The sequence below is a fragment of the Rhodospirillaceae bacterium genome, from assembly GCA_028819475.1.
Lineage (GTDB): Bacteria > Pseudomonadota > Alphaproteobacteria > Bin65 > Bin65 > Bin65.
On record JAPPLJ010000013.1, the window covers coordinates 48,198 to 67,851 of the forward strand.

The window sequence follows — 19,654 nt, forward strand, 5'->3', positions numbered from 1 at the left end:
TTCGCCGCCCGAAGTCCCGTTCCGGAATCGGGCCGAACCGGATGTGCCGGAGGCGGTCCCGTTCGGGCGATTGCGCTGACCGCCGCGTGGGCATCCCGGCGGCAGCGGAAACGCCGATCCGCGCCTGCCGGAAGTCTGGATGTCAATTGCTTTTTCGGAACAGCCTCATCGCGCGTTGAATTCGGACGTCGGGCGCGAACGGTGCCGCCGGTGTCAGCGGTTCAGCGAGTCGAGCGCTTCTGCCTTTGACGGGTGTATCGGCAGGATCTTGTCGAATCCGCTGATCTCGAAAACCTCGCGGATCCGGTCGGAAAGGGAGCACAGCAGGAGCTTTGCGTCGCGGTTCTGGAGGGACTTGGCGGTCAACAGAATGGCGCGCAGCCCCGCGCTGCTGATGTAGACCAGCTTTTCGAAATCCATGATCACGGCGCGGTCGCTGTCTTCGATCGCGGTTCTGACCGCTTCCTCGAACTGGACGACATTGGAGCCGTCGATGCGTCCCTCCACATCGGCGGACAGAACGTCGTCAATTCGTTCGGTCGTCACATTCACCATCGTTTACCCTCCGCGATATTCCCGCCGCGCCGGACGCTTCGTCCCGCACCCGCAGGCATCACCCCTTTTTTCCTGAAAAGACTGTCCTGTCCTCAATCGTCGCTCTCCGGGAGGACGACGAATTCGGGATAAGCCTCGATCCCCAGTTCCGCCACGTCCTGGCCCAAATCTTCGGTCACCGGCGCGACGCGCACGCCGACCGTCAGCTTGAGCACCGACCATATAGCCCATGAGGCGGCAAAAACGAAAGCGCCGATGGCCGCAATGCCGATGAGTTGTACAAGGAAATCGCCGCCGCCGGCAATGCACACCGCCAGAGTGCCCCAGATTCCGGCAAACAGATGGGCCGGCACCGCGCCGACGACATCATCGACTTTAAGCCGTTCGAGCAGCATCAGGCCGACCACGACGATCGCACCGCCGACGCCGCCGATGACCACGGCCCAATAGTGTTCGGCGATATCCGGCGCCGCGGTGATCGAGACCAGGCCGCCGATTGCGCCGTTCAGACTCGCCAGCAGGTCGACGCGCCCGAGCAGCGGCCGCGACAGGGCGATGGCGACCATCACACCCGCCCCTGCAGCGAGATTGGTGTTCGCCAGGATATTGGCGAGCGCCACGGCGTCGGCCGCGCCGCCGAGGGCCAGTTGCGAACCGCCGTTGAAGCCGAACCAGCCGAGCCACAGGATGAACACGCCCAGGGTTACCGCCGGCACGTTCGACGGCGGCGTCGACTTGACGCTGCCGTCGTCCCGGAACTTGCCCTTGCGCGCGCCGACCACGATGGCGCCGGCCAATGCCGCCCAGCCGCCGGTCGAGTGGACGATGGTCGATCCGGCGAAGTCCTTGAAGCCCATCGCCGAGAGCCACCCGCCGCCCCAGGTCCAGGCGCCGACGACCGGGTAGACGATCGCGGTCAGCACGGTGATGAAGGCGAAGAAGGACCACAGCTTGACCCGCTCGGCCATGGTGCCGGAGACGATCGAGGCGGTCGTGGCGACGAACACCATCTGGAAGAACCAGTCGGACATCGTCGAATAGCCGTTCTTGACCACGGCGGCGCCGGCCGCCGCCTTGGCCGCCGCGTCCTCGCTGGTCAGCAGCGTCACCTCGTCGGCCGTGGTGCCATAGAACAGCGTGAGCGTGCCGAACCAGCCGCCCTCCGGCACGCCGACATACATGATGTTGTAGCCGATGAAGTAAAACATCAGCCCGGCGATGGAGTAGAGGCCGATATTCTTGAGGCAGATGACCGACGCGTTCTTGGTGCGCACCGAGCCGGCTTCGAGCATGGTGAACCCGGCGCACATCCACATCACCAGTGCGCCCCAGATCAGGAACGAGAAACTGTTCAGAACGAACTGCGTTTCGTCGTTCAGCGCGGCGAAGGCGTGCGACGGCGCGAGCGAGAGTAATGCGGCAACGCTCAGCCCCGGGACAAGGACCGCCGGAATACGGCTGCGGATTCCGCAGCGGCGAAGGCTATGAAAAGTCATGACGGCCCCATTTCCCGTCGGTTCCCGTCTCGAACTCAGGAAACGAACCGGCGGCGACGACGCGAGCGACCGATCCGGCGACTGCCGCTAAAATGATTCGGCAGTTCTCGAACTATCCTGCGGCGGGTAGCAATTTGTCCCCGACCAGCCGTGCGCTGTCAAGCGGTGTTACCGGCGGAAGCGCTCAATTTCGCCGTTTGCCGCCGTGCAGATGGGAAATGCCGGCGCGATCCGGTTCCAATCCGGCAGATCGGCCGCGGCCCCGGGCGCGCCGCGGGTTCGGGCCTGCTTCGGCGCTTCGGCGAGTGCTGCAGGCGAATGGCGGATGGGGTGGGATTCGAACCCACGATACGGGATCACCGTATACACACTTTCCAGGCGTGCGCCTTAGACCGCTCGGCCACCCATCCGCCTGGCTCCGATATGTAGCAACCGCCCCCCGGCGCGCCAAGCCCCGCCGGCCGGCCCGTACTGGCGCCCGCACTGGCGCCCGTACTGGCCCCCGTACTGGCGCAGGGCGGCCGAACCTGCTAGCAAGCCGGGCGGGCTCGCAAAGCCGGCAAATTCAACGAGGCGCAATGATCGTTTTCCGCATACTCGCCTGGCTGCTGCTCCTGGCCGGGATCGGGATCTTCGGCCATGCCGCGGTCGAACTGCTCAAGACCGGCGCGTTCGAGCCCGTGGTCTTCGCCCAGCTCTGGCTGTGGATCGACCAGTCCGCGCAACTCGGCGCCGCGCACTTTCTCGAACAGACCTTCGGCGCAAGTTTCAACCAGTCGATACTCATCCCCTATTTCTGGGGCGCCGCCGCCTACGCCGTCTTTCTCGTGCCGGGTGTCCTGCTCTGGATGGTGTCCCGCCCGCGCTACTAGAGGGCAGCCCGAACAGAGCCGCGCGCACCCGGAATAGTGCAAAGAACTTTTCGTAAAGATTAGGTTAACGAAAGAATCATGTCTAAATTTTTCGTTATAGGGATACTAATGAAAGAATAGTGCGCTATATTTTCGTTAAGAAACGGCTAGCGAAAGAATTTTCCTTAACCATGTCGTCCGAATTGGAGCCATCGCGGCTCGGCCGCAAGGCGACGCTATCGACGGTCGGGGAGAGGGTCGAGGCCTTCATACCGCCGCCTTTGCCGCCGACGCCGCCGGTTCGAATGGACCGGCTCGGCAGCTTGCTGGAAGACGCCAACCTCGCGCTGGGCCGGCTCGACGGCATGACCTCGATCCTGCCGGATACTGACCTGTTCCTCTACATGTATGTCCGGAAGGAGGCGCTGCTCTCGTCCCAGATCGAAGGCACGCAATCGTCGCTGTCCGAGCTCCTGCTGTTCGAACGGGCGGATTTGCCGGGGGTGACGCTCGACGACGTCCAGGATGTCGCAAATTATGTTGCGGCCATGGATCACGGCCTCGCCCGGATCCGGGATGACTTTCCGATCTCGCTGCGCCTGATCCGGGAAATTCACGAGATACTGCTGTCGAAGGGGCGCGGCAGCAAGCGGCAACCCGGCGAATTCCGGCGAACGCAGAACTGGATCGGCGGCAGCCGCCCCGGCAACGCCGTGTTCGTCCCGCCGCCGCCCGGCCAGGTCCTCGACCTCATGTCCGACCTGGAGAAATTCATCCATGCGGACACGCCGGAGATTCCGGCCCTGGTCAAGGCGGGCCTCGTCCATGTCCAGTTCGAGACGATCCACCCCTTTCTCGACGGCAACGGCCGTCTCGGCCGGCTCCTGATCACCTTCCTGCTCTGCGCGCAGGGGATTCTCAAGGAGCCGATCCTCTATCTCAGCCTGTATCTCAAGACCTATCGGCAGACCTACTACGATCTCCTGCAGGCCGTGCGCGAACGCGGCGACTGGGAGGCCTGGCTCGCCTTTTTCCTGCAAGGCATCGCGGAAACGTCGCGGCAGGCCGCCGATACGGCGCGCGAACTGCGCGACCTGTTCGAGACGGACCGGCGGCGGATCGAACGCTTCGGCCAGTCCGCGGCCTCAGCCCTGCGGGTGCACCAGCGCCTGCAACGGCATCCCTTCGTATCGGTCCCCGAAGCCGCGCGGGTTTTGCAACTGTCGCCGCCCACCGTCGCCAGCGCAATCCGGCGCCTGGAACGGCTCGGCATCCTCCGGGAGACTACCGGCAAGCAGCGCGGACGCCTGTACGTCTACGACGCCTATCTCAATATCCTCAGCCGGGGGACGGAGGCCATTTGAGGGGCGAATCCGGCTGGAAGATATCTCACGATAGGTCTTTGGCAGATTTTCGAATTATAAATGGACATGCACGACACATCGGTAGTACATTGGATGGGTTGACGAGTTCTCTATTCTACGTAAGAAGCTTGTTTTAACGAACCGTTGTCCACCAAAACTATATGCAAAGAGCCATGCGAAGACTTAATGTCCCGTTATCGCAATTTGGAATGACATCTCAACCGTAATTTGTGCAAAATCGAAATGCCAAAGAAAAAACATCGACATGACTTGGAGAATTGGGAAGTCGCCCTAGTTAAAGCAATGCTTAAGAAGGGCAACTACAATGATCAAGAAATACTCGCATTTTTCACGCGTCCTACAAGAACCATTAATCATCGTGTAATTGGTGAAATACGTAAAGGAATACGTCGCGGCACTGTTGTACCGGTTACGGCTAATGAATTGAACGAATTTCTTGTGAACTGGCCTAGAATTGACTCTTCTACTGGATTAAGCATTGATAACGATGAGTTACTGATTAAAGCGCGAGAAGCTATGATCGCAGCAGTTCATATCTTCAATAGCGCTGGATTGAATTTTCGAGCTGAGTTGTTCATTGTAACTGCGGTAATTGCATGGACATATTTGATGCATGCGTACTTTAAGCGCGAAAAAATAGATTATCGGCACTACAAACATACTAATGGAAAGAAAACTATCGAGGCAACAAATTGCGGTGCAGAAAGATACTGGGACCTTTCTAGGTGCCTTCGCGCCGACGCATGCCCTCTTGAGAAGGGGATCAAGAGAAATCTTGAATTTCTGATAGAAATTCGCCATGAAATCGAGCATCGATCCACGAATAGAATAGATGAAGCGATTAGCGCTAAACTTCAGGCGTGTTGCTTGAATTTCAACAATTCCATCAAGAGGCTATTTGGTCAAGAATACGGTTTAGAGAAGAGATTGCCGATCGCTTTACAGTTTGTGACTTTCAGCTCTGAGCAAGCAGGTGTGATAATAGGAGCTCGCCATCTACCAGAACACATAGAAACTATGATAAATAAATTTCATGAAAGCATGACCTTGGAAGAGCAAATTGATCCAAGTTTTGCTTATCGAGTGGCTTTTGTTCAGAAATCGGCAAATAGAGTTAGTAGCTCAGATATGGCAATCGAATTTGTCAAACCAGGTTCAGAAGAAGAGGCAGAAATAAATCGCGTCTTACTAAAAGAAGTTGAGAAACCCAAATACAGACCGTCCGATATAGTGAATCAGATTCAGGGAGAAGGATATAACCGCTTCACAATTTCGAAGCATACGGATTTGTGGAAGGCTCTAGACGCTAAAAATCCAAAGAAAAATCTCGGCGTCCTTATTTCGGGTCAATGGTACTGGTATGACAGTTGGCTAAAAATTGTGCGTGAGTACTGCCGGAAAAACGCTGAGGACTTTATGACTGCGACGGAAGTCCAGGAAGAATAATTATTTGGCCAACTAAGCAGCCTGCCGGCCCCAGATATTCATTTGGTCTGAAATGCCTCGCACCCTGACGAAGACCATCGGTTCTGTCCGCTCCCCTTGGGCCGGCACCATTATCTTCATGTACGAAATGCGCTTGGGATCGTAGTCGAAGTGTGGAAATTCGGCGTGAAACGTGTCGCACACAAGGTGGCGCAGGCATTTTTCGGCAAACCCGCCCAGCACCTGTCCATCGTTCTCCCAACGCGACACCGTCGCCGGGTCGATTTCCAGCGTTTCGGCGAATGCCGATTGCGTCATCCCAAGGGCCTTGCGCATGAACCTGATTTCGCCGCCGGTCAGCTTTCCGGGCTCCAGGCACCGGTTGACCGCAATCGCGGCCACCAAGGCATCCATGTCCGGAATCGTGACGGTTTCGTCACCGGCGGCGTCGGTTTCGACGACCGCCGCGTCCTTCAGAATGACTGGCATGCCCATGAGATTTTCTTCATGGACCGCCAGCGTCTCGGACTTCACAATTCGGCGTTTGATTTCCATGTCTCGCTCTTCGGCAAACGGTTTCGGGATTGCCGACGGGCAGCGAACTAGTCCGGTTCATAGACCGTGACCACTTTGATGACGTTTTCTGACGGATAGGGCACAACCACGATCCTGAGGGCTCTCCCGTCCAGATCGTCGCCGGCCGCAAGCCAGGACGTCTCGCCTTCCCGCAACCCGGCATCGATGACCCGGCCATTTCGAAGCGCAGCCAAAACGTCAAGCTTCGTAACTTGACGCTGCATCATTCTTTCAGCGGCATGCCTCGTAAAGGCAAAATCGATCGCCGGATTCTTAGAAAGTGACCTCAATTCGCTGGATTGACGCCCATAGTCTGCAGAATTTGGCATCGAAACAACTCTGCCTTCCAATAAAATCGATATAGCGCATGGCGAATTCCTCCCTGCTCGGATTACTGACTGCATCGATATTAACATTCACAATTGGATTGGGCAACATGGATTTGATATTTTATCAAGTTCATCCATCACGGTCGCAAGACCCCGAATGCCTTCGGCGCATGGTGATCGGCAACGCCCTCAATCCTCCCCCATCCGCAGCGCTTCGATGAAGGCGCTCTGGGGGATGTCGACCTTGCCGAACTGGCGCATCTTCTTCTTGCCGGCCTTCTGCTTCTCCAGGAGCTTGCGCTTGCGGGTGACGTCGCCGCCATAGCATTTGGCGGTCACGTCCTTGCGCAGGGCGGAGATGGTTTCGCGCGCGATCACCTTGCCGCCGATCGCCGCCTGGATCGGGATCTTGAACAGCTGGCGCGGGATCAGCTCCTTGAGCCGGCCGCAGATCGCCCGGCCGCGCTGCTCGGCGGACTGGCGCGGCACGATCATCGAGAGCGCGTCGACCGGCTCGCCGTTGACCAGGATCTGCACCTTGACCAGGTCGCCTTCGCGATAGCCGTCCATCCGGTAGTCGAAGCTGGCATAGCCGCGGGTGACCGATTTCAGCCGGTCGTAGAAATCGTAAACCACCTCGTTGAGCGGCAGCCGGTAGACCGCCATCGCGCGCGACCCGGCGTAGGTGAGATCGAGCTGCTCGCCGCGCCGCTCGGTGCACAGCGCCAGCACAGCGCCGAGATAATCGTCCGGCGTCAGGATGGTGGCGCGGATCCACGGCTCCTCGATCGCGGCGATCCGGGTCTCGTCGGGCATGTCGACCGGATTGTGCAATTCGAGCGCAGCGCCGTCGTTCATGTGAAGCCGGTAGACGACGCTCGGCGCCGTGGTGATCAGGTCGAGATCGAACTCGCGGGCGAGGCGCTCCTGCACGATTTCCAGATGCAACAGGCCGAGGAAGCCGCAGCGGAAGCCGTAGCCCAGCGCCGCCGAAGTCTCCGGCTCGGTGTGGAAGCTCGAATCGTTCAGCGCCAGCTTTTCCAGCGATTCGCGCAGATGCTCGAATTCGCCGGTATCGACCGGGAAGATGCCGCAGAACACGACCGGCAGGCTGGGCTGGAAGCCGGGCAGCGGCTCGGCCGTGCGGCGGCGGTCCTCGGTGATGGTGTCGCCGACCTTGCAGTCCGCCACCGTCTTGATGCCGGCGGTGATGTAGCCGATCTCGCCGGGGCCGAGCGCGTCGACCGGCGCGCGCTTGGGCGTGAACACGCCGACCCGGTCGGCCTCGTAGACCCCGCCGGTCGCCATCATGCGGATGCGCTGGCCCTTACGCAGCCGGCCCTCACGCACCCGCACCAGGATGATGACGCCGAGATAGGGGTCGTACCAGCTGTCGACCAGCAGCGCCTTGAGCGGCGCGTCCGCGTCGCCCCGGGGCGGCGGCACCTGCGCGACCAGGGCGGCGATCAGGTCTTCGACCCCGGCCCCGGTCTTGGCCGAGACCGGCAGGGCGCCGGAGGCGTCGAGCCCGATCACGTCCTCGATCTGCCGGCGGATGCGCCCGGGCTCGGCCGCCGGCAGGTCGATCTTGTTGAGCACCGGGATGATCTCGAGGTCGGCGTCGAGCGCCAGATAGACGTTGGCCAGCGTCTGCGCCTCGACGCCCTGGGAGGCGTCGACCACCAGCAGCGCGCCCTCGCAGGCGGCGAGCGACCGGCTGACCTCGTAGGAGAAATCGACGTGGCCGGGCGTGTCCATCAGGTTGAGGAACCATGTCCGGCCGTCCGGCCCGGTCCATTCCAGTCGCACGGTCTGCGCCTTGATGGTGATGCCGCGCTCGCGCTCCAGCTCCATGCTGTCGAGGACCTGCTGCTTCATCTCGCGTTCGGTCAGCCCGCCGGTGTGCTGGATCAGCCGGTCGGCCAGCGTCGACTTGCCGTGGTCGATATGGGCGATGATCGCGAAATTGCGGATCTGCGCGATGTCGGTCGGGGAATTAGTCATCGGGGCGGGGCAGGAAGGACGGGTCCAGGCGCCGGGGCGCTTCGTCGCCGCACGGCTGGCCGGGAGGTAGCACCGCACCGCCGCGCCGCCAATGCCGGAATTCCGGTCCGCAATCCGGCGCGGCGGAGAATCCGGATCAGCCCATCCGCATGCCGCCGGAGATGGAGATGGTCTGGCCGGTCATGCCGTCGGATTCGGGCGAGGCGAGATAGACCGCGATATGGGCGATCTCTTCCGGCTGGAGCAATCGGCCCGTCGGTATCCTGGACACCATCGCCGCCTTGAAGGCGTCGAAGTCCATCCCCGCCCGCTCGGCATGGCTTTCGAACTCGCCGATCATGTCGGTCTCGACGAAGCCGGGGCAGATGGCGTTGACCCGGATGCCGGCGGCGGCGTTCTCCAGCGCGGCGCAGCGGGTCAGCGCGACGACCGCATGTTTCGAGGCGTTGTAGGCCGCCTGGTTCGGGCTCTCCCATTTGCCCGCGGTCGAGGCGATGTTGACGATCTTGCCGCGGCCCCGGTCCTGCATGTGGCGCAGGGCCCGCTGCATGACGTGAAACGTGCCGTAGGCGTTGACCCGCATGACCCGGTCGAACTCGTCCGCCGTGTATTCGGTGAACGGCTTGCCGGTGTAAATGCCGGCATTATTGACCACGATGTCGATTCCCCCGAAGGCCTCGACCGCCGCGGCGAACAGGGCCTCGACGCTCGCCTCGTCGGCGACGTCCACCGCCCCGGTTGCGACCCGGCGGCCGGCGGCGCCGACATGCGCCTCGATTTCAGCAAGGTTGGTGCGCGCAGTCGCGCTCAGGAACAGGTCGGCGCCCTCGCGGGCGAAAGCCTCGGCGATCGCCCGGCCGATGCCGCGGCTGGCGCCGGTGATCAGCGCCGTCGCCCCGGCGAGGCGTCCGGCGGGGGACGGAGCAGTCTCGATGGTCATAGCGGGAGCATAGCCGGAACAGCGCGAATGGCCAGCAGCACCCGCGCCGCAGAACGGCTTTCCGGAATCCGGAAGCCCGCCGTGCGGCCTCCGATGCGATAACCCCATGCGATAACAAGGCGGCTGGCGGCACGGCGCGCGCGCGCTTACCTGTGATCCATGACAAATCCGGCCGATAGCAACGACAGCGCCGATTTCGGCTTCCGCACCGTGGCGGCGGACGAGAAGCGGCACCTGGTGCGCGGCGTGTTCGACAGCGTCGCCGCGCGCTACGACCTGATGAACGACCTGATGTCCGGCGGGCTGCACCGGCTGTGGAAGCGCGAGATGATCGCGATGCTGCGCCCGTCGGCCGGCCGCACTCTGCTCGATGTGGCCGGCGGCACCGGCGACGTCGCCTTCCTGTGGCGGCGCCGGGGCGGCGGACCGGCCATCGTCTGCGATATCAACGCCGGCATGGTGGCTCAGGGGCGGGACCGCGGGATCGACCGGGGCCTCCTGGAGGGCGTCGACTGGCTGTGCGGCGACGCCGAGCGGCTGCCGCTGCCCGACCGCAGCGTCGATGCCGTGACCATCGCCTTCGGGCTGCGCAACGTGACGGACAAGCCGGCGGCGCTCGCCGACATGCGCCGGGTGCTGCGGCCGGGCGGCCGGTTCCTGTGCCTGGAATTCGGCGCCGTTTCGATCCCCCTGCTGGGCGAACTCTACGACCGCTACTCCTTCGCCGTCCTGCCGCGCATCGGCGAGATCGTGACCGGCGACGGCGACGCCTACCGCTACCTGGTAGAAAGCATCCGCCGCTTCCCGCCGCAGCCGGAACTGGCCGCCATGATGACCGGCGCCGGGTTCGCCCGGGTGAACTGGCGCGATCTCACCGGCGGCATCGTCGCCATCCATTCGGGCTGGCGGATATAGGGTCCGGCGGCCCGGCGCGCGCCCGATGTTCCGCTCCGTCCGCAACGTCTCCCGGCTGATTGCCATCGCCTATACGCTGGCGCGCCACGATGCCCTGTTCCCGCTCGAACAGCTTCATATCGCGCCCTTCGCGCTGTGGATCGGCCGGCGCTTCCGCAAGCGGGAGATCGCGGGCCGGCCGGGCGAACGGCTGGCGCTGGCGCTCCAGCGCCTGGGCCCGAGTTTCATCAAGCTCGGCCAGATGCTGTCGACCCGGCCCGACCTTCTGGGCGAGCAGGTCGCGGGCGACCTGGCGGCGCTGCAGGACCGGCTGCCGCCGTTCGACGGCGCGCTGGCGCGGCGCATGATCGAGGAGGAATTCGGCCGGCCGGTCGGCGAATTGTTCCGCCAGTTCGACAACCGGGCCGTCGCGGCGGCCTCCATCGCCCAGGTGCATTTCGCCGTTACGGCCGATGGCCGGGAAGTCGCCGTCAAGGTGTTGCGCCCGGATATCGAGGCCGCCTTCGCGCGCGATCTGGACCTGCTCTACTGGGTCGCCGGCCTGGTGCACCGCCTGCGGCCCGACCTGCGGCGACTCAAGCCGGTCGAGGTGGTGAAGACCTTCGCCGATTCGACCCGGGTGGAGATGGACCTGCGCATGGAGGCCGCCGCCGCGCGCGAACTGGCGGAAAATTTCGACGACGACCCGACGTTCCGCACGCCGGACGTGGACTGGGAGCGCACCGGCCGCCGGGTGCTCACCCTGGAGCGGATCCAGGGCATTCCGGTAGACCAGCGCGACCGCCTGATCGAAGCCGGCCACGACCCGACCGGGATTCTCGGCAATGCGGCGGCGGTGTTCTTCAACCAGGTGTTCCGCGACGGCTTTTTCCACGCCGACCAGCATCCCGGCAACGCCTTCGTCGACGCCGAGGGCCGGATCGTCGCCGTCGATTTCGGCATCATGGGCCGGCTCGACCGCGAAACCCGCTATTACCTGGCCGACATGCTGATGGGCTTCCTGAGCCGCGACTACCGGGCGGTCGCCGACGTCCATTTCCGCGCCGGCTACATCCCGCCGAACCAGTCGCGCGCCGCCTTCGCGCTGGCGCTGCGGGCGATCGCCGAGCCGATCTTCGACCGGCCGCTGCACGACATCTCGATCGCCCGGCTGCTCGGCCTGCTGTTTCAGGTCACCGAACGGTTCGAGATAGAGACGCAGCCGCAACTGCTGCTCCTGCAGAAGACGATGCTGGTGACCGAGGGCGTCGGCCGCACGCTCAACCCGGACATCAACATGTGGACGCTCGCCCGGCCGCTGATCGAAGCCTGGATGCGCGAACACCGCGGCCCGCAGGCCCGCATTGCCGAACAGCTGCGCGCCGTCGCGGAGGCGGCCGAGCGCCTGCCGGCCACGATGCGCAACCTCGACCGGGCGCTCGAACGGCTCGGCCGGCCGGACGAAACGGACCCGCCCGCGCCGCCGGCCCGGCAATGGCCCTACTGGGCCGCCATCGCCCTGCTGGCCGCCGCGGCGCTGGCGCTGCTGTTCTGAACAGCGGTCGAAAGACCTGGCGTTTGCGTCGGAATCGAACCGGCTGAGGGGGGTTGAATTACGTATTGATACTAATTAGTTAAATATGAGACAAAATTGTTTCATTTGCGTGTCAGAAAATCGAGCCAGTTCCCGTGAATTCCGACGTCGTTCAATCTCCGCACCGGCCGCGCAGGCCGTCGACCCGCTCCGCTATCGTCGATGCCGCCATCGCCACACTTGCCGGCAACCCGGACGCCGGCATGTCGGCAATCGCCGATACCGCAGGCGTGAGCCGCGCCACCCTTCACCGGCATTTTCCGGGCCGGCAAAGCCTCATCGATGCCATCGGCCTCCTGGCGATCCGGGAAACCGATGCGGCCGTGAGCGCGATCGACCATGCGAACATGGCCAGCGCCGATTATCTCCGCGCGGTCTTCGACGCCGTCGTTCCCCTCGGGGACCGCTATCATTTCCTGGCCGTGACGGCACAGGGCGCCGCCAGCGAGGAAGTCAGAACGGCCTATGCCCGTCAAATTCGCGGCGTCGAAGAGATGGTGCGCTGGATGGCGCGCGACGGCGCGGTGGCCGCGGACGTCCCGGTCGACTGGGCGGTGCTGGTCATCGATTCCCTGATCTACACCGCCTGGACCTCGGTGCGCGATGGCGCCGTTGCGCCGCGCCAGGCTGCGGCGCTCGCCTGCCGGACCTTTCTGTCCGGCCTGTCCGGCCTCTCCGGCCCGGCGAGGGACGAATGATGGCGTTCGCCGTCCTGCGGCGCCGGATGCCCGGTCTGCCGGGATCGAAACCGCTGACCGCCGCCGTGCTGCTGGCGCTGGCGGCGGCAACGTTGCTCGAGTGGTACTGGCCGTGGGGGCTGCTCTTTCTCTACTGGGTCGCCGCCGGTCTCCGGTCGGGCGATGCGTTCCTCGTCGAACCGATCTCGAGGGCGCGCAACCCGATCCTGTACTGGGCGATCACCGCGATGTGGGCCGGGTTCGGCCTCTGGACGCTGTATGCGGATCTGGTCTGGCGCTTCGCCTGACGCAGGCCGGGCCGGGCGACCGCGCCATGCGGCGGGCAGGACCGTATCGATGGACGGGGAGTGCGCCATGAATATTGTTGCCAGCGGTCCAGCCCGCGCCGGGCATGCGATGCCGGACCGGCCGGCCCAGCAATTGCCGCGCGAGGCCTACACGAGCCCGGCGTGGTTCGCGCGGGAGCGCCGCGACCTGTTCGGACGAAGCTGGACCTGTGCGGGGGCCGCCGCCGACCTTGCGGCGCCGGGCGCCTACGCGACGGTCGCGGCCGGGGACTTTCCGCTGGCCGTCCTGCGCGACGCGTGCGGGACGTTGCGCGCCTTTCACAATCTCTGCCGCCATCGCGGAACGGAACTGCTCGAAGGCGCCGGAAGGCTGGACCGGTCGCGCATCGTGTGCCCGTACCATCGGTGGACCTACGGCCTCGACGGCGCCCTGCGCGCCGTACCCATGCAGGCGCAGTGCTTCGCCGGCCTGGATGCCGCGGAATTTTCGCTCCTTCCCGCGGCGGTCGGCGAATTGGGCGGCCTCGTCTTCGTTCATCCCGATCCCGGCGCCGACTTTGCCGACTGGCGCGGCGACCTGGACCGGGCGGTCTGGCCGCACCGGTTCGAGCGGATGAGCGCCGGACCGGAGATGACCTGGGAGATGAACTGCAACTGGAAGGTGTTCGTCGAGAACGCCATCGACGGTTATCACCTCGCCTATCTGCACCGCGAAACCCTCGGCGGGCCCCGTGCCGACCGCAACGTCTGGGATGTCCACGGCCGCCATCTCGTCTGGTACTCGACCGAAACCGGCCGCAAGACCTGCCTGCCGGAGACGGTCGCCAAGGCTGCCGGCGGCGGGGGCGCGCACGTCATCGAAGGCGCCGGTTCAGGCGAGTATGGCGGTGTGTTTCTGCTGTTCCCGAACACGATCGTGACCGCGACGCCGACCGAATTGACCGTTTCCAGGCTGGAGGGCGTGGCGGCCGACGTCACCCGCTTGTCTGCGCGTGTCTGGCGGCGCAAGAGCGCGGCCTGGCCGAAATGGTTCGACCGGGACAATGTAGAGGACGCACCCGGCTACGACCCGTCCAGCGGAGTTTTCCGGCTCTCCAGCCTCGACCGCCATCCGCTGGAGACCGGCGACTTCCATTGGGAAGACGTGTGGGTCTGCGAGAAGATGCAGCGCTCGCTGCACTCGCCGATGTACCGGGTCGGCCGCCTGGCCGCCGGCGCGGGCGCCGAGGCGCCTCTGGAAGTCTTCCAGCGCAATGTCCTGGACTACATGGCTCCGGCGACGGCTTCCACGCCGCCTCTCCCCGATGCGCCGCCGGCGCTGGAGGCAAGTGGTCTTCAATAGAGTCGCCGCAGCCGACGCACGCGACGGCCGACCGGCGGCAGAAGGTCTGTCCGGAACCGCAATCGCCAAAACACTTGCTTCGCGTTTGCCGTCTTGCCACTTTGCGCCCTCACCAAAAATGGGGCGGCGCGCGTCGTCCCGACAGAAAAGAACAGACCCAGGGAGAAGCATGGCATGGCCGGAACCACCGACCCGAGATGCGTGGCGCTTGTCGGACCCTATCTGAGCGGCAAGACGACCCTTCTGGAAGCCATGCTGATGGCGGCCGGCCGGATCCAGCGCAAGGGGAGCGTGCCCGCGGGCAATACGGTCGGCGACGCCTCGCCGGAATCCCGCGAACGGGAAATGAGCACCGAGATCAACGTCGCGAATTTCGACTATCTCGGCGATCACTGGACCGTCCTGGACTGTCCCGGCTCGGTGGAATTCCAGCAGGACACGCGCCATGCGCTGATGGTCGCCGACATTGCCGTGGTGGTCTGCGAACCCTCGGTCGACAAGGCGATGATGACCGCGCCGGTCCTCAAATTCCTCGACGATCACGAGATTCCGCACTGCCTGTTCCTCAACAAGATCGACCATATGGCCGGGACCACCGTCCCGGAGATGATGGAGGCCCTGCAGGGCGCCTCGGACAAGCCGCTGGTGCTGCGCCATGTGCCGATCGCCAACGGCGAGGCGATCACCGGCTATGTCGATCTGGCGAGCGAACGGGCCTACGAATATCAGGCAGGCAGCGAATCGAAGCTGATCCAGGTCCCGTCCGACATGGAGGACGACGGCGCGCTGGCGCGGCAGGAAATGCTCGAATCCCTGGCGGATTTCGACGACGGCCTGCTGGAGCAGTTGCTTGAGGACGCCATTCCGCCCAAGGAAGAGGTCTATGGCTACCTGACCGCGACCCTGCGGTCGGACAGCATCGTGCCTGTGTTCATCGGCTCGGCCCAGTACGACGCCGGCATCCGGCGGCTGCTCAAGGTGCTGCGCCACGAGGCGCCCGGCGTGGCGTCGGTCCGCGAGCGGCTGGAACTGGGCGATTGGAGCGGCAACGGCGCAACCGTCTTCAAGACGCTCTACATGCCCCACACCGGCAAGCTCTCGATCGCCCGCGTCCTCGACGGCGAGATCAAGGACGGCATGAGCCTGAACGGCAACCGGGTCAGCGGCATGAACCGGCTGAACGGCTACGACCAGGAGAAGGTTTCCCGGGCCGGCACGGGCGACGTCGTCGCGCTCGGCCGGATGGAGGCCGTCAGGACAGGCGAGACCCTGGTCGATGGCGGCGGCGCGCCGGATACCCTGTGGCCGCCGCCGGCCATGTCGCTGTTCGCGCTCGCCGTCGAGGCGGAAAAACGCGAGGACGAGGTCAAGCTGACCGGCGCCATGGGCCGCATGGCGGAGGAAGACCCTTCGCTCATCCTCGAACACAACCAGGATACCCGCGAGCTGGTGCTGGCCGGCCAGGGCGAGATCCACCTCAAGGTCGCGATCGGCCGGCTCAAGAGCAAATACAATCTGACGGTGGCGGGCCGGCGGCCGAAGGTCGCCTACAAAGAAACCATCAAGCAGCCGGTCTCCCAGCACGCCCGGCACAAGAAGCAGTCGGGCGGTCACGGCCAGTTCGGCGACGTGCATGTGGATATCAAGCCGCTGCCCCGCGGCGCGGGCTTCGAGTTCCAGGATACGATCGTCGGCGGCCGGGTGCCGCGCCAGTATATTCCGGCGGTCGAGGCCGGCGTGAAGGAGTATATGTCGTCCGGGCCGCTCGGCTTTCCGGTGGTCGACGTTTCGGTGACGCTGACCGACGGCCAGTATCATTCGGTCGACAGTTCCGACCAGGCCTTCAAGACCGCCGGATCGCTCGCCATGCGCGAAGGGATGCCGAAGGCGCGGCCTGTCCTGCTCGAGCCGATCTACGACGTGAAGATTTCCGCGCCGTCCCACTTCACGTCGAACATCCAGGGCCTGATCAGCGGCCGGCGCGGCCAGATCCTCGGCTTCGATTCGAAGGCGGGCTGGAACAACTGGGACGAGATCAGCGCCAAGCTGCCCCAGGCCGAACTGCAGGACCTGATCATCGAGCTGCGCTCGCTGACCCAGGGCGTCGGCACCTTCGAATACGCCTTCGACTATCTCCAGGAACTGACCGGCCGCCTCGCCGACCAGGTCGTCCAGGCCTACAGCGAAGACGCGGGCTGACGGGCGCGACGGAGCAATCGGACAGGACAGCGCAATTCGGTTCCGGCTGTAGGGGAGGGTTTGAAACCCTCCCCTACGGTCGTGCCGCCTGGATCGGCGTCCCGGGAAATCGTCCGATGTGCTTTGGATGGCGTGCCGCGACCGCAGCTACGGTTCCGGTTGAAACGGACACTCGTCTGTAAAGGCCGGAGCGGCTCAAGCTATCCGCCCTACGCCGTCAGCTCCACATCCCCGGCGTCCGCGCCGAGGGCGGTGAGCGCGGTGTGCAGGATGTGGCGCGCGCTGAGGCCGGCGGCTTCGACCTGCTTCTCCGGCTTGTCCTGGTCGAAGAAGCGGTCGGCCTGGACCATCGGGCGGAATTTGAGCGTGCCGCGGTCGAGCAGGCCGTCATGGCTCATGAACTGGCCGACGAAGCTGCCGAAGCCGCCGATCGAGCCCTCCTCGACGGTGATGAGCACTTCGTGCTCGCCGGCGAGGCGGCGGATCAGGTCTTCGTCCAGCGGCTTGGCGAAGCGCGCGTCGGCCACCGTCGTGCTCCAGCCGCGCGCCGCCAGCTCGTCCGCCGCCGCCAGCGAATCCTGCAGCCGCTGGCCGTAGGACAGGATGGCGACCGCATTGCCCTCGCGCACGATCCGGCCCTTGCCAATCTCCAGGGGCACGCCTTCCTCCGGCATCTCCATGCCGATGCCCTCGCCGCGCGGATAGCGGAAGCCGCAGGGCCGGTCGTCGATGGCGACGGCGGTCGCCACCATGTGGACCAGTTCGGATTCGTCCGAGCAGGCCATCAGCACGAAGCCGGGCAGGCAGCCGAGATAGGCGACATCGAACGAGCCCGCGTGGGTCTGCCCGTCGGCGCCGACCTGGCCGGCCCGGTCCATGGCGAAGCGCACCGGCAGTTTCTGGATCGCCACATCGTGGACGATCTGGTCGTAGCCGCGCTGGAGGAAGGTCGAATAGATCGCGCAGAACGGCTTCATGCCGTCGGCGGCGAGGCCGCCGGCGAAGGTCACCGCATGCTGTTCGGCGATGCCGACGTCGAAGGTCCGGTCCGGAAACGCCTTGCCGAACAGGTCGACCCCGGTACCCGACGGCATGGCCGCCGTGATGGCCACGATCCTGTCGTCCTTCTCCGCCTCCTTGATCAGGGCGTTGGCGAAGACCTTGGTGTAGTTCGGCGCGTTCGACGGCGGCTTGTAAAGCTCGCCGGTGACGACATCGAACTTGCCGACGCCGTGATACCGGTCGGCGGAGGACTCGGCCGGCTCGTAGCCCTTGCCCTTCTTGGTGACGCAGTGAATCAGGATCGGGCCGCCCTGCGGATCGTCGCGGACGTTTTTCAGAACCGGGATCAGGTGGTCCAGATTGTGCCCGTCGATCGGGCCGACATAGTAGAGGCCCAGTTCCTCGAACAGGGTGCCGCCGGTCAGGAAGCCGCGGGCATATTCCTCCGCCCGCTGGGCCGCGCGCTCGATCTGGCGCGGGAACTTCTCGGCCAGCATCATCGTGAGTTGCCGTACCGACCGGAAGCTGCGCGAGGAGATCAGCCGGCTGAGATAGGCCGACAGCCCGCCCACCGGCGGCGCGATCGACATGTCGTTGTCGTTCAGAATGACGATCAGGCGCGCGCCCGTGACCGCCGCGTTGTTCATCGCCTCATAGGCCATGCCGGCGCTCATGGCGCCGTCGCCGATCACTGCAATGACGTGGCGGCCCTCCTTTTTCTGAAGCTCGCCCGACACCGCGAAACCCAGGCCGGCGGAAATCGAGGTCGAGCTGTGCGCGGCGCCGAACGGGTCGTAGACGCTTTCCGTTCGTTTGGTAAAGCCGTAGAGGCCGCCGCCCTGGCGGATCGTGCGGATCCGGTCGCGCCGTTCGGTGAGGATCTTGTGGGGATAGCACTGGTGGCCGACATCCCAGATCAGGATGTCCTCCGGCGTCTCGAACAGATAGTGGATCGCCGTCGTCAGCTCGACGACGCCGAGCCCGGCGCCGAGATGGCCTCCGGTAACGGATACGGCCTCGACCGTTTCGGTCCGCAATTCGTCGGCGAACTGGCGCAACTCCTTGACATCGAGCTTGCGCAGATCGGCGGGCGATTTGATCGTGTCGAGCAGTGGCGTCTTGCTTTTCTCGGACATATCGAACCGTCTCTCGTTTTCTGGAGGGTCCCGGTCAGGTGCGCCGGCCTACGGCAAACTGCGCCGCATCCCGCAGAAGGCCGGCGCGTTCTCCGAAGCATTCCAGCGCCGTAACAGCCTGTAACGCCAGAATATTGGCCCGTTCCCGCGCGGCCTCAAGCCCCAGGATCGAAATGAAGGTCGCTTTTCCGGCGCGGGCGTCCTTGCCGACCTGCTTGCCGATTTCGACCGCATCGCCGGTCTCGTCCAGGATGTCGTCGGCGATCTGGAAGGCAAGCCCCAACGCCTCGGTATAGGCGGCCAGCGCAGCCCTGTCCGCCTCGTTCGCCCCGCCCAGGAGCGCGCCGGACTGGCAGGACACGTCGAACAGGCGGCCGGTCTTCATGCGTTGCAGGCGGACGATCTGTTCCAGCGTGAGGCCGCCGCCGGCCGTCTCGGCGGCAATATCGAACATCTGGCCGCCGACCATGCCCCGGGCGCCGGCCGCATCGGCCAGCGCCGCGACCAGGCCGGCCCGCACGTCGCCGTCGGGATGGGTCGCGGGATCGGCCAGCACCTCGAAGGCCAGGGTTTGCAGGGCGTCGCCGGCCAGGATCGCCGTCGCCTCGTCAAATTCGACATGGTTCGACGGCCGGCCGCGGCGCAGGTCGTCGTCGTCCATCGCCGGCAGGTCGTCATGGACCAGGGAATAGCAGTGTACGAATTCGATCGCCGCGCCGGCGCGCAGGCTGCGGCTGTCCGGCACGCCGAACAGCCGGGCGGTCTCGACCGCCAGGAAGGGCCGAAGGCGCTTGCCGCCGTCCAGGGTGGCGTAGGCCATGGCCTGGAACACCCGCGCTTCCGGCCCACCGCCCCGGGGCAGCAGGGCCGTCAGGGTCTCTTCGAGCCGGTCGGCGATTTCGGTCATCGCCGCTGTCAGCCGGGGGTCGTCGGTCATGGGC

17 protein-coding genes and 1 tRNA gene are annotated in these 19,654 nt (G+C 64.6%); 9 read left to right on the forward strand and 9 right to left on the reverse strand.

Going from position 1 to position 19,654, the window contains the following annotated elements; translation table 11 throughout:
- Window positions 1-213 precede the first annotated feature (213 nt).
- The 3 genes from OXM58_03135 to OXM58_03145 form a co-directional block, all read right to left on the reverse strand.
- On the reverse strand, window positions 214-555 hold the full coding sequence (locus tag OXM58_03135; protein MDE0147342.1) for an STAS domain-containing protein: 342 nt from the start codon (window positions 553-555) through the stop codon (window positions 214-216).
- 92 nt (window positions 556-647) lie between these two features.
- On the reverse strand, window positions 648-2,051 hold the full coding sequence (locus OXM58_03140; GenBank protein MDE0147343.1) for an ammonium transporter: 1,404 nt from the start codon (window positions 2,049-2,051) through the stop codon (window positions 648-650).
- A 319-nt stretch (window positions 2,052-2,370) separates the two neighbouring features.
- Window positions 2,371-2,461, reverse strand: a tRNA-Ser gene (locus OXM58_03145).
- A 168-nt stretch (window positions 2,462-2,629) separates the two neighbouring features.
- On the opposite strand from OXM58_03145, the gene OXM58_03150 reads away from it, so the two are divergent.
- The 3 genes from OXM58_03150 to OXM58_03160 all read left to right on the forward strand — a co-directional run bounded on the left by OXM58_03150 (window position 2,630) and on the right by OXM58_03160 (window position 5,733).
- Window positions 2,630-2,923, forward strand: coding sequence for a hypothetical protein (locus tag OXM58_03150; protein MDE0147344.1), 294 nt, complete (start codon window positions 2,630-2,632; stop codon window positions 2,921-2,923).
- 170 nt (window positions 2,924-3,093) lie between these two features.
- Window positions 3,094-4,266: a Fic family protein gene (locus OXM58_03155; GenBank protein ID MDE0147345.1), complete on the forward strand. Its 1,173-nt coding sequence runs from the start codon at window positions 3,094-3,096 to the stop codon at window positions 4,264-4,266.
- Window positions 4,267-4,509: 243 nt separating this feature from the next.
- Window positions 4,510-5,733: a DUF3644 domain-containing protein gene (locus OXM58_03160; protein ID MDE0147346.1), complete on the forward strand. Its 1,224-nt coding sequence runs from the start codon at window positions 4,510-4,512 to the stop codon at window positions 5,731-5,733.
- 12 nt (window positions 5,734-5,745) lie between these two features.
- Here OXM58_03160 and OXM58_03165 read toward each other — a convergent pair whose 3' ends face one another.
- The 4 genes from OXM58_03165 to OXM58_03180 form a co-directional block, all read right to left on the reverse strand.
- Window positions 5,746-6,267 carry a helix-turn-helix domain-containing protein gene (locus tag OXM58_03165; GenBank protein MDE0147347.1) on the reverse strand — a complete coding sequence of 174 codons (522 nt, stop codon included), beginning with the start codon at window positions 6,265-6,267 and terminating at the stop codon, window positions 5,746-5,748.
- Window positions 6,268-6,314: 47 nt separating this feature from the next.
- Window positions 6,315-6,617 (reverse strand): DUF4258 domain-containing protein, encoded by a 303-nt coding sequence (locus tag OXM58_03170; GenBank protein MDE0147348.1) that lies wholly within the window; start codon window positions 6,615-6,617, stop codon window positions 6,315-6,317.
- A gap of 189 nt (window positions 6,618-6,806) precedes the next feature.
- Entirely contained in the window at window positions 6,807-8,621 is a 1,815-nt protein-coding gene (gene lepA, locus OXM58_03175) for a translation elongation factor 4 (GenBank protein MDE0147349.1), read from the reverse strand.
- A gap of 136 nt (window positions 8,622-8,757) precedes the next feature.
- Window positions 8,758-9,561 carry an SDR family NAD(P)-dependent oxidoreductase gene (locus OXM58_03180; protein MDE0147350.1) on the reverse strand — a complete coding sequence of 268 codons (804 nt, stop codon included), beginning with the start codon at window positions 9,559-9,561 and terminating at the stop codon, window positions 8,758-8,760.
- Between the two features lie 159 nt (window positions 9,562-9,720).
- On the opposite strand from OXM58_03180, the gene OXM58_03185 reads away from it, so the two are divergent.
- The 6 genes from OXM58_03185 (at window position 9,721) to OXM58_03210 (ending at window position 16,575) form a co-directional block, all read left to right on the forward strand.
- Complete coding sequence (locus OXM58_03185) at window positions 9,721-10,476, forward strand: class I SAM-dependent methyltransferase (GenBank protein ID MDE0147351.1); 756 nt, start codon at window positions 9,721-9,723, stop codon at window positions 10,474-10,476.
- 25 nt (window positions 10,477-10,501) lie between these two features.
- Complete coding sequence (ubiB, locus tag OXM58_03190; GenBank protein MDE0147352.1) at window positions 10,502-12,010, forward strand: 2-polyprenylphenol 6-hydroxylase; 1,509 nt, start codon at window positions 10,502-10,504, stop codon at window positions 12,008-12,010.
- Between the two features lie 134 nt (window positions 12,011-12,144).
- Window positions 12,145-12,747, forward strand: a complete 603-nt coding sequence (locus OXM58_03195; GenBank protein ID MDE0147353.1) for a TetR/AcrR family transcriptional regulator — start codon at window positions 12,145-12,147, stop codon at window positions 12,745-12,747.
- Entirely contained in the window at window positions 12,744-13,034 is a 291-nt protein-coding gene (locus tag OXM58_03200) for a hypothetical protein (GenBank protein MDE0147354.1), read from the forward strand. The genes OXM58_03195 and OXM58_03200 overlap by 4 nt, the downstream gene beginning before the upstream one ends.
- Before the next feature lie 67 nt (window positions 13,035-13,101).
- Complete coding sequence (locus tag OXM58_03205; protein ID MDE0147355.1) at window positions 13,102-14,376, forward strand: Rieske 2Fe-2S domain-containing protein; 1,275 nt, start codon at window positions 13,102-13,104, stop codon at window positions 14,374-14,376.
- A gap of 174 nt (window positions 14,377-14,550) precedes the next feature.
- Window positions 14,551-16,575 (forward strand): elongation factor G, encoded by a 2,025-nt coding sequence (locus OXM58_03210; protein ID MDE0147356.1) that lies wholly within the window; start codon window positions 14,551-14,553, stop codon window positions 16,573-16,575.
- Window positions 16,576-16,784: 209 nt separating this feature from the next.
- Here the strand turns inward: OXM58_03210 and dxs are convergent, their stop codons facing one another.
- Together dxs and OXM58_03220 are read right to left on the reverse strand one after the other, a co-directional pair.
- Window positions 16,785-18,713, reverse strand: a complete 1,929-nt coding sequence (gene dxs / locus OXM58_03215) for a 1-deoxy-D-xylulose-5-phosphate synthase (GenBank protein MDE0147357.1) — start codon at window positions 18,711-18,713, stop codon at window positions 16,785-16,787.
- Window positions 18,714-18,747: 34 nt separating this feature from the next.
- Window positions 18,748-19,650 (reverse strand): polyprenyl synthetase family protein, encoded by a 903-nt coding sequence (locus OXM58_03220; GenBank protein MDE0147358.1) that lies wholly within the window; start codon window positions 19,648-19,650, stop codon window positions 18,748-18,750.
- Window positions 19,651-19,654: the final 4 nt, after the last annotated feature.